Origin of the sequence: Neorhizobium huautlense, from assembly GCF_002968575.1 — a bacterium.
GTDB classification, from domain to species: domain Bacteria; phylum Pseudomonadota; class Alphaproteobacteria; order Rhizobiales; family Rhizobiaceae; genus Neorhizobium; species Neorhizobium huautlense.
This window is the reverse complement of record NZ_PVBM01000052.1, coordinates 1-9,892: the sequence shown is the minus strand read 5'-3', so window position 1 is coordinate 9,892 and position 9,892 is coordinate 1. Positions and strand designations below refer to the sequence as shown.

The 9,892-nt window shown below is 58.7% G+C and carries 8 protein-coding genes and 4 pseudogenes; 4 read left to right on the top strand and 8 right to left on the bottom strand.

The window, feature by feature from the left end; all coding sequences use genetic code 11:
* Positions 1 to 907: 907 nt before the first annotated feature.
* Entirely contained in the window at positions 908 to 2,506 is a 1,599-nt protein-coding gene (locus tag C5L12_RS26760; RefSeq protein ID WP_157949126.1) for a hypothetical protein, read from the top strand.
* A gap of 123 nt (positions 2,507 to 2,629) precedes the next feature.
* Positions 2,630 to 2,719: pseudogene (locus C5L12_RS28630) on the top strand (IS5/IS1182 family transposase); the annotation flags it as partial.
* 191 nt (positions 2,720 to 2,910) lie between these two features.
* Here C5L12_RS28630 and C5L12_RS26750 read toward each other — a convergent pair.
* The 4 genes from C5L12_RS26750 to C5L12_RS26735 all read right to left on the bottom strand — a co-directional run bounded on the left by C5L12_RS26750 (position 2,911) and on the right by C5L12_RS26735 (position 5,517).
* Positions 2,911 to 3,228, bottom strand: a complete 318-nt coding sequence (locus C5L12_RS26750) for an integrase core domain-containing protein (RefSeq protein WP_105375052.1) — start codon at positions 3,226 to 3,228, stop codon at positions 2,911 to 2,913.
* On the bottom strand, positions 3,212 to 4,585 hold the full coding sequence (locus tag C5L12_RS26745) for an IS30 family transposase (RefSeq protein ID WP_205839394.1): 1,374 nt from the start codon (positions 4,583 to 4,585) through the stop codon (positions 3,212 to 3,214). The genes C5L12_RS26750 and C5L12_RS26745 overlap by 17 nt, the downstream gene beginning before the upstream one ends.
* Positions 4,536 to 5,174, bottom strand: coding sequence for an IS3 family transposase (locus tag C5L12_RS26740; RefSeq protein WP_245423055.1), 639 nt, complete (start codon positions 5,172 to 5,174; stop codon positions 4,536 to 4,538). The genes C5L12_RS26745 and C5L12_RS26740 overlap by 50 nt, the downstream gene beginning before the upstream one ends.
* A gap of 79 nt (positions 5,175 to 5,253) precedes the next feature.
* The gene (locus tag C5L12_RS26735) at positions 5,254 to 5,517 is read right to left on the bottom strand and encodes a transposase (RefSeq protein WP_245423054.1); all 264 of its coding nucleotides are present in this window, start codon (positions 5,515 to 5,517) and stop codon (positions 5,254 to 5,256) included.
* A gap of 71 nt (positions 5,518 to 5,588) precedes the next feature.
* Here C5L12_RS26735 and tnpC point away from each other — a divergent pair.
* Positions 5,589 to 6,329 (top strand): annotated as a pseudogene (gene tnpC, locus C5L12_RS26730) (IS66 family transposase); the annotation flags it as partial.
* On the opposite strand, the gene C5L12_RS26725 reads toward tnpC, so the two are convergent.
* Positions 6,310 to 6,543 (bottom strand): DUF6429 family protein, encoded by a 234-nt coding sequence (locus C5L12_RS26725; RefSeq protein WP_105375049.1) that lies wholly within the window; start codon positions 6,541 to 6,543, stop codon positions 6,310 to 6,312. The pseudogene tnpC and the gene C5L12_RS26725 overlap by 20 nt on opposite strands.
* Before the next feature lie 57 nt (positions 6,544 to 6,600).
* Here C5L12_RS26725 and C5L12_RS29285 point away from each other — a divergent pair.
* A pseudogene (locus C5L12_RS29285) lies at positions 6,601 to 7,164 on the top strand (ISL3 family transposase); the annotation flags it as partial.
* Between the two features lie 289 nt (positions 7,165 to 7,453).
* Here C5L12_RS29285 and C5L12_RS28925 read toward each other — a convergent pair.
* The 3 genes and pseudogenes from C5L12_RS28925 to C5L12_RS28625 form a co-directional block, all read right to left on the bottom strand.
* Positions 7,454 to 7,629: pseudogene (locus C5L12_RS28925) on the bottom strand (IS5/IS1182 family transposase); the annotation flags it as partial.
* A 144-nt stretch (positions 7,630 to 7,773) separates the two neighbouring features.
* Positions 7,774 to 9,147 carry a radical SAM/SPASM domain-containing protein gene (locus tag C5L12_RS26715; protein ID WP_105375047.1) on the bottom strand — a complete coding sequence of 458 codons (1,374 nt, stop codon included), beginning with the start codon at positions 9,145 to 9,147 and terminating at the stop codon, positions 7,774 to 7,776.
* Positions 9,148 to 9,644: 497 nt separating this feature from the next.
* Positions 9,645 to 9,892: hypothetical protein (locus C5L12_RS28625; RefSeq protein ID WP_105375012.1), on the bottom strand; the 248-nt coding region annotated here is incomplete at its 5' end.

The following is a 9,892-nucleotide window of genomic DNA, read 5'->3' as shown; positions in this document are numbered from 1 at the left end:
CGGCAGTCTCGGTCCTGGAGCGTCTAATGAGCGCCGATCCGTCCCGCTTCACGAAGAAAAGCCTGCGGACGGTGCAAATGGCCATCAAGGCTTGGCGCATCGAAACAGCCGGGCAGATTATTCTCGACGGAGACTGGATGGAGCGCGCGCCGTTATCTCAGCGCCAAACACTTCGGTAACATCCCTGGGTGAGGCAATAGGGGGGGTCAATTCTTCACTTCGCTTGACAGATGAGTCTCCCGAACCTGTCCCTGATCAGCGACCGGCCTGCCCCGCCCGCTGAATCCCGGCACAGCTGAATGCTCTCGAACGCGCATGATGGCATATCGTTTTTATATGCGACGCTGCAGCATATCGTAGCTAAACAAAGAAGATGCAGTGCCGGCCAGGAGACTCGGCAGCGTTTGGACGGTGGTCGGCCGTATCGCTCCGATGCCTATCAGTTGTGCAGGACGAGGCAATCGGAGAGGAGTTCGAAAGCCGCGTAGTCAAACGCTCACGATACCGGCCGACGAACGGCCATGTCGAGCCGGCGTTTGACCCACCTCAGGACGAGCTGGCTCGAGAGATCAATGCGTGCGGATGCCAAATACTATGGGACCAAGGGCCCGAAGTTGCCAGTTAGGACACCGAAATGATGCCACAACTGAACCATTGGCTCCAACGGGTCACAGGAATTACGCGTCTGCCGCCGGATCTACTAGTAGTGGTTGCGGAAGGGCTCAGCCCTATCGATCTGCTGACACTATCGCAGACTAATCGCGAGCTGCGTGCTGTTGTCCGACTATCCGCGGCGTTGGAAGAACGGCGCCAGAAGGCGATACGGGTTCAGGCCGTCTGGAATAGGTTAACGGAGCACCAACCAGGGGGCGCGGATCCCTTCGCCGCACTGATGGATCCAGACGTGATGGAATTTCTCGCACCCAATTTCAATTGCCTAACCAGCGCGCAGCAGGAGCACCTCGTCGCCTTCGCCGAAGGACTTAACGACGCCGAGCACCGCGTCTCTGCCCTGCGAGCTCTCGAAGGGGGTCTGGGAGGGCTCGCGCCCGCGCTCCAGCAGCGTCTTGTCGACCTCGCCGAAGGACTTAACGACGCCGAGCACCGGGTCTCTGCCCTGCGAACCCTCGGAGTAGGCCTAGGAGGGTTTGCGCCCGCGCTCCAGCAGCGCCTCGTCGACCTCGCCGAAGGGCTTCACCCCGAGCATCGGGTCTCGGCCCTCGAGGTTCTCGGAGCGCGCATGGGCGAGTTTTCGCCCGCGCTCCAGCAGCGTCTCGTCGACCTCGCCGAGGGGCTTGACGACCCCGAGTACCGTGTCTCTGCCCTCGTTTGTCTCGCAGGGGGCGTGGGAGGGCTTGTGTCCGGCCTCCAGCAGCGCCTTATCGACCTCGCCGAAGGGCTTAACCACCCCGAGCAACACGTCTCGGCCTTGGAGCAGCTCGGGCTAGCCGTGGATGAGTTTGCGCCCGCGCTCCAGGAGCGTCTCGTCGATCTCGCCGAGGAGCTTAACCCCGAACATCGCGTCTCGGTGCTTCGAGCTCTCGGGATAGGAGTGGGAGGGCTTGGACCAGCGCTGCAGCAGCGTCTCGTCGACCTCGCCGAGGGACTTCACGAGCCCCCTGAATATCGCATCTCAGTCCTCGAGGGTCTCGGAGCGGGCGTTGGGAGGCTTGCGCCCGCGCTACAACATCGCGTCGTCAACCTCGCAGCAGGGCTTGTCGATCCCGAGCTTCGCGCTGAAGCCCTGGAGGGCATCGGACCGGCCGTAGGGGCACTTGTGCCCGCGCTCCAGCAGCGCCTCGTCGTGCTCGCCGAGGGGCTCGCCCAGCCCGAGCATCGCACCACGGCCATGTGGGGCCTGGGAGCAGGCGTCGAAGGACTTGCGCCCGCGCTCCAGCAGCGCCTCGTCGTGCTCGCCGAGGGGCTCGCCCAGCCCCAGCATCGCGTCTTAGCCCTCCAAGCCCTCGGGCCAGGCGTGGGAAAGCTTCTACCCGAGCTCCAGCAGCGCCTCGTCGTGCTCGCCGAGGGGCTCGCCAGGCCCCAGCATCGCGTCTTAGCCCTATGGGCCTTCAGAGAGGGCGTAGGGCGGTTTGCGGCTGCGCTCCAGCAGCGCCTCGTCGTGCTCGCCGAGCGGCTCGCCCAACCCGAGCATCGCGCCGCGGCCATGTGGGGCTTCAGAGCGGGCTTAGGACGGCTTACGCCCGAACTACAGGAGCGCCTCGTCGTCCTCGCCGAGAATTTCAACGACCCGGGCGATAGTGTCTCGGGCCTGCGAACCGTCGGGGCGGGCGCGGGAGGGCTTACGCCCGAGCTACAGGAGCGCCTCGTTACCCTCGCCGAAAGTCTTAACAACTCGGGCCACCGTGTCTCGGCCCTTCGAGTCCTTGGAGCAAGCGTTGGAAGCCTTCCCCGCGCGCTACAGCGTCGGCTCGCTGCCATTGCCGATGGTCTTGTCCAGCCGGGGGATCGGGCTCTCGCTTTGGCAGCACTGTGTCCTAGGCAGTAACTCATTAATTTACTTGGAGCTTTTCTTCGCCCGAGGTAATTGAAATCTTGCCAATCGGGCGACCTTCAGCAATGCGTTCGCCGCTACGAACTCACGAACGACAAAAGGTTGATCATGTGACCGCTGTTGCCGAACAAGCCGCGTAGCGTTCCCCGCATCGATGATCGTCTTGGCGGCATACTCTGGCGCTTCCGAACTGGTCCGCCATGGAGCGCATAACCCTCGGCCGCCCACCTATTCGTGGGGGTGAAAGGGCATACCCTTTAGTTGTGGCAGCCACATCGGCGGGTCATTCTACATAGCACCGACCAGCTCACGCGTGATCTCTATTTCCTCGAGCATGGTGTCAGTACCGGATCAATACTCCCCATTAGTTGGAGTGCGCCCCTTGGGGTGGACAACGATCAGGCAGCTGATTTGCTAGTTTGCCGGATGTGTTTATCCTCGAACTGTTGTGGGCTTAAATAACCGATCGCTGAATGTAGCCGTCGTTTGTTGTAAACCTCCTCGATGAAGTGGGGAAGGTGCTCGGTGACCTCTTCGAAGGTTTCGTAGGCCATCGGATAGACCGCCTCGACCTTCAGGGTTTTCATGAAGCTTTCTGCCTTGGCGTTGGCGTAGGGATTGCCGCGGCGGCCCATCGAACCAACCAGGCCGTTGGCTTCCAGTGTATCGCGGTAGAGCTCGGAGGCATACTGGGCAGATTCAACCGGTCGTCGCAACACCTTCGATCATATCTGATTTGAGCAACCCGTCGAGCGCTTCTGCCGGCGTGCGATAACCCAGCGTCTTGCGCGGCCTGCTATTGAGAGCGTGCGCTACGGCCCGAAGCTCATCAGCTCCATGCTGGCTGAGATCAGTGCCCTTCGGAAAATATTGTCGCAGCAGGCCGTTGGTATTTTCGTTGCTCCCACGCTGCCATGGGCTTTGAGGATCACAGAAGTAGATATCGAGGCCAGTATCGATCCTGAGCTGTGCGTGTTGAGCCATCTCGGCACCTTGGTCCCAAGTCAGGGATTGGCGTAGGTGCGCCGGAAGCTCCATGATAGTGTCGGCGATAGCATCACGGACTGCTTCGGCGCCGTGCCCGGCAAGAGCCGGACCGTTTTTGACGGACTTGTCGATCCCGTGACCTTCCATGCGTGGCAGGTGCAGAAGCATTGTGAACCGCGTTGTACGTTCGACCAGCGTGCCTATCGCGGAGCTGCCGAGTCCCAGAATAAGATCACCTTCCCAATGACCAGGCACTGCTCGTTCGTCGATTTCCGCAGGGCGATCGCTGATCATGATTCCATTACAAACAAAGGACTTACCCCGATTGCGAGCACGTTCGCGAGGTAAACGCAGTGCTCGCCCGGACCGCAAGCAAGCCGATAGCTCTCGTTTCAAAGCGCCTCGGCCTTGAATATAGAGTGCCTGGTAGATGGCTTCGTGGCTGATACGCATGGTCGCGTCCTTGGGGAAGTCCAGTCTCAGACGCTGGGCGATCTGTTCCGGGCTCCAGGCTTTGGACCAGCGTCGGTTTTGCCGATGAACGGCCCGTCGCCCTTTCCATACCACGGCCGGCCCATCAAAGGCGATGCCGTCGGGTGTGGCAATGAGGCCGGCCAGCCGGTCCTGCACGTAGTCGCGAAGGGCAACATTGGCTGCCAGTTTGGCCACCTTCGGCCGACGCCCCGCTCGATCAGCATGCCATTGCGCAGTGATGGCGCGATAGTCGAAGTCGCCGCCGCGTGTCGCTGAATTGCGTCTGATCTCGCGCGAGATTGTACTGGGTGATCGTCCCAGCTTACGTGCGATGGCTCGGATTCCGGTGCCTCGAGCACACTCCAAAGCAATTTCCTCCCGTTCGCGGAACGTCAGGCTGCGGCACTTTAATGGCGTTGCTGAGGGAGATAGATGTGTGGGAGGCATACCGCCTGAACTTCGAAACCACCGGTTCCCAACGGGGGCAGAGACGCTGGCTTCCACAGCGGCATCCTCGCTGGACAAGCCCGCCGCCACTTCTCGCCAGAACCGACACAGGGTCTCACGCTGCCACACCGGTGGTCGCCCTGGCGAGGATAATTTCTGCCGCATTGATCGCTCCGATTTCCGTCTTCCCGTCACGATAAACACCTCCAAGTTTGGGGTGTTGCGACGACCGGTTGAATCTGCCCTGAGAGCCACGATCGGAATGATGAACTACGCCCGGCGGCGGCTTTCTTCTGTCAATGGCCGCCTTCAAGGCTGCTACAGTCAGCCGTGCGTCGATCGACCGGCCGATGGCATAACCGACGATCAAACGTGACCAGGCATCGAGGATCATGGCGACGTAGACAAAGCGGGCCGGCAAAGAGACATAGGTGATATCGCTGACCCAGAGTTGGTTGGGACCGCTCGGGACGATGTCCTTGGCCAAGTTCGGGAAGATGGGGCCATCGTGGTCGCTGTCGGTCGTGGCAATGAAACGTCGCCTGATCCTAGGATGCAGATCATGTTCGCGCATGAGACGACGAATCTTCTTGTGATTGACGACAAGACCCTGCTGCCGCAGGGCCGCACCCACGCGACGGTAACCGTAGCATTCGAACTCGTCGCAAGTCCCGAACATCGCTTCGACGATGGCTGTGTCGTCGGCCGGCTGTTCGGGTCGGTCATAATAGGTGGAGCGCGCGATCCTCATCAGCCGGCATCCTTCCGCAACGGAGATGCCGCGGGGCCGGTGATGACCGATGTAGCTCCGTTTTTCGGCCGCAGTGCGTTTTTCAGAGCCCCTTTAGAAATTCCAGTTCCAGAGCCTGCTTGCCAACCAGTCTCTCGAGGGCGGCGATCCGGGCTTCGTATTCCTGGATGAGGTCGGCCGCATGCGCATCATCATCAAATCCGCCTTGCTCGTACTTCACCCAGATGCGGATAAGGTTACGCGACACGTCATGACGTTTTGCCAGACCGTGCAGCGTTTCTCCGGCCAAGAACTCCTGCACGACCTGCCGTTTGAATTCGACACTGTGACTGCGATGTTTTGCCATGGGTCTTCTTTCCGAAAACCTGGCAGACTGGTCAATTCCTCATCCCAATCTGTCCACCCCAAGGGGCGCACTCCAATGCGTCGAGCGACCGCCGCGGCGAGCATCCGCAGAAGCACCTTGCCGGATATGGCGGCATTCTGCAGAGTGATTGTTACAATGGCTTCGAGCCGCTCAGTGTCGCCGAAAAGAAAGCGGTACCGATCACCTTCGCCTTTTGCCATGCGCACGCGCGGCGTAAATTCTTTGAACTGGCCGACATCCAGAAAAATGCCCGCGACCGCAAACGCAAAGGCAAGCCGATCTCGCCAATCGCCCTGGGGGCCGTCCAACGGTACGATGCGCTGTTCGAGATCGAACGCGAGATCAATGGATTGAGCGCCGCAGAACGGTTGGCCGCGCGGCAGCAAAAGAGCAAGCCGCTGTTCGACGACATGCGCGATTGGCTGAAACGGGAGCGCGCCACGCTCAGCAAATCGTGCGAGGTGATCGAGCCGATCGATTACATGCTGAAGCGATGGGATGGCTTTGCCCGGTTCCTGGAGGATGGCCGGATTTTTCTCACGAACAATGCGGCCGAGCGCGCTCTGAGAGGAATTGCACTCGGGCGTCGAAACTGGACCTTCGCCGGCTCCCAGCGTGCCGCCATCATGCTCTCCGTCATCACGACTTGCCGTCTCAACGACGTCGACCCGAAGGCGTGGCTCGCCGATGTGTTCGCCCGCATCGCCGTTCTTCCCGTCTCCCGCCTGCACGAGCTACTGCCTTGGCAATGGAAGACACACAAAGGGACGGCTATTGCGGCGGCCGCGTAAACAGCTCCCGGAACAACGCTTCCGAACGCTCCAAGCCTTCGTCGGTCACGATCAATGACTTCGACTTGTTGACCGGGTCGCCGATCAAGCCCTTCTTGTGAAGCCGATCCGTCGTTGCCCAGTCGAAGCCCTTCCAGGCATAACGCTCGTTATGCAGCGTCAGCCATAACAGCGCCAAAACGGCATCGTCGATCTTGTCCTCATCGATCTCCATGAACCGACGTTACCACGCGCGGCACCCAAAATCCTGCGGCCCCGCTCGGATGGGTACGTGCGGGAGAACTCGCTTGAAATTTATCTGCCATGGCTCGATGCCCAATGGAGTGCCGGTCACCGCAATGGCACACAGTTGTGGCGAGACTTAACGCGCCAGGGATTCCGGGGCTGCCTTGGTGTTGTAACCGAGTGGGCGACGCGTCGGAGAAAGGCGGAAAAGATGGGTTGTGATGTCTTGAGCCGTACGCCGTCGGCACGGACTGTCGTATGCCTCATGACCATCGGGCGCGACGATCTTTCCAAGTCTCAGACCGTAACGGTTACCGCGATTGAAGGCGGAGTGCCACAACTCGTCGAAGCGCAGGAAGCCGTCGCCGCTTTCCAAGCCATGATCCGTAAGAAATCTCTCGCCGATCTCGAACCGTTGTGGGAACGCGCCCGATCAAGTCTGGTCGCGGCCTTCGCCAATGGTGTCGCCAAAGACCGGGCAGCCGTGAGTGCCGCGATCAATTCGCCGTGGTCAAATGAACAGACAGAGGGTGAGATCACCAAGCTCAAGGTTGAAAAACGCCAGATATACGGGCGAGGAAAAATCGACCTCCTTCAGGCCCGCGTCATCGCGCCGGATCGGCCTCTGACCACCAAAATTGCGTCAGAGCCCTTTTGGGAGCCGATAAGGGTACCGTTGTCGATCATGCCTGCCGTAGGACCGGCCTCTTTGCCTTCCAGTGAATTAGCCCCCGAAAGGCTCGGACATGCTCCCCCACTTAGCTAAGTGGGTAGGAGTAATGTTGGTAATATGACTAGCAGCAATTTTGAGATGGAAGTCCTCTCCGGGCCGGAACGTCGGCGGCGCTGGAGCACGGCAGAAAGTCCTTTGGCATCATCCGCCATTGGCAGGTGGTCTAGGCGATGTACAAAAGCGCATTCATGACCTCATGCAGCACCGTTGTTCGCGGTCGCCCAAATCGACGCAGCGCAAGTAGGAGCCGCTCGACAATTCGCCATTCTCTATCCGGCATATCGCTTGCATAGCATGCTGCTCGCCGGGCATATTGCCGACGGGTGGTTCGGTCCAGGCCATCGTGAACTCGATCGCATCTTCGCAAATCCGAAGAAATCACAATCTGTTGAAATCACCCACATCTTTTTGAGGGAGCCTCTCATCGTCGATGGTCAACATGTGGTTAACCAAAAAAATCTGCGACACGACCTTTATTTCTTTAGCTTAAAACGGCCCACCACAAGATGGGTGTATATCATAGTAGCTGCTCGTCACGGCGAATGAATCCACGAAACAGGATGTTCGACACTGATGTAATTTCTGGCAACGTGCACATTCTGGGGCGACGACTTTCTCGTCCACAGTCCTTGCGCGCAGAGCAGCAAAAGCATCTCCGTGCCAGATTGCCTCAAGCCCGGCTTCAAAGACGTTGCCGTACGTGAACTCCTTCACGCCGTGCATCTTATCGCAAACTGAGACGCCACCGCTTGGGAAGACCGACATGCCCATATTGATGCCACCACAGGGATACCACTCATTGTCCTGCCACCTTTTACCGGCATCTTTCGGTAAATGCACGACGCACGCTTGCGCGTGCTCCTCGCGCTTACGCCGTACCAATTCTCTGACATGGACTGCCTCCTCTGCCGTTACATTGGGAGCATCGTTGGCAGCAGCCCGGATAGCACCCTTCTCCATGTGAGAGATACCAATTTCTGCAACCCCTGCCTCCACCAAGAAATCGATCAAATCTTCAATTGTGTGCTGCGTGGCCGGAGTTAGCACGCTTTTCACGATGACCCGGATCCCAGCCGCCTGCAAAAAGCGGATTGCGTTCACAACCTTCGGAAAGTGTCCATGGGATCTAGTGACTTCGTCATGTAGCCGCGGTGTTGACGCATCCAAGCTGATTGTCATTTCTTGCATGCCAGCTGCAGCCAGCCTCCGCGCTATGCTTGGATCAGTCCCAATCACAGTGCCGTTGCTGGTAATGGTCGGGATCATGCCAAGCTTTAGAACTCGCTCCAGCAACTCGAGCCAACCCCTGAACATCGTGGGCTCACCGCCTGTTAGCCCTAGAAACACGACGCCCCAATCTGCCGCCTCATCCACGAGTTCAAGGCACTTCCGCAAATTCCACCGCTGATCGCTCTCCTGAAGACGATTTTGGTAACAGTAAGAACAGTTAAAGTTGCATTTGAAGGTCAAATTTAAATTGACTCCCGCCGGGACAGGCCACTTCCCCAACGCGGCGGACTCTACGATCGAAGGGTTGGCGGGATAAAGGAACTTCTTGGGATCAAATCGCTTTTCGGAAGGCGGTCTTGATTCGAATGTGAGGAAGACCCGATACAAGCTGAGCAACTGCTCCACTTGTGATTTTGCGTCGCCTTCGGATAGGCCAAAGGTATGGCCGTACACATGCGCAATGTCGGTGGATAGGAGCGTACCTCCACACAACGACAGAAAGAATGCATGGGAGGGGTCGATGATTCTGATTTGCGAGGGATGGCGGCCATAGACCAAAGCATAGCCAGACATGGGCTTAAGTCGCACACTCGTTTCAAGATGTGGGGGCAGCTTCAAGTGATTCATCATCTGATATTATCCAGGATGTACAAACGTTGGGCGGCGGGCCCGCCGCCCAACGTTGCTCAATTCAAAGCTGCTGCACCGCGATGCAGGTGGATAGAGCATTCCAACAGCCTGGCGCACAACTTGCTGCCTCTCTTCCCTCTTGAAGGCGCAGCGCTCTTGCCTCGGCACGCGCTGCTTCAGCGCGAAGCTGCTCAGCCAATGCCTTTAGATGTTCTGGGGTGTGCAACAGTCCTGGTTGATCCGTATTCGCTGCCATTTCCATGCTCCTTTGGTTGACTAGGCTCCTTAGAGGGAGCCCAAGCCGCTTGCAGCAAAAACCGTACCAAGTAGCGTCCCTCAAGATGTGGTAACCGGTGTATGGAAACTCCAGGAAAATTCCAGCTCCCGCCGGCATAAATCGGGTAGCACCTCAAAAACCGCTGAAGCAAATTCAAAACCAGATAAAACTTGAAGGCAGTGTCACCAAATACCATTCGCGATCGAAGATCTGCTTAGTACTACAGTTGTAGCTGATCTCGTTTTCTGTAGTGGGCGAGCATGGCTTGCGCCTGATGGGTTCGTCGCCAGGGAGACCAGGCGAGAATGAAAGCCGGTTTTGCGGGCTTTCGCATGATCAGCCGAGCGATGAGGGTGCGGATTTCGGTGACGGCGGGGATGAGTCTCAGCTTGCGCGTCAGGCAGCGATTGACGGCTTTGGACTCGTTTCGTTCGGTTTGCCGCCGGCCGAGCGGCGTAGATCGGCGCC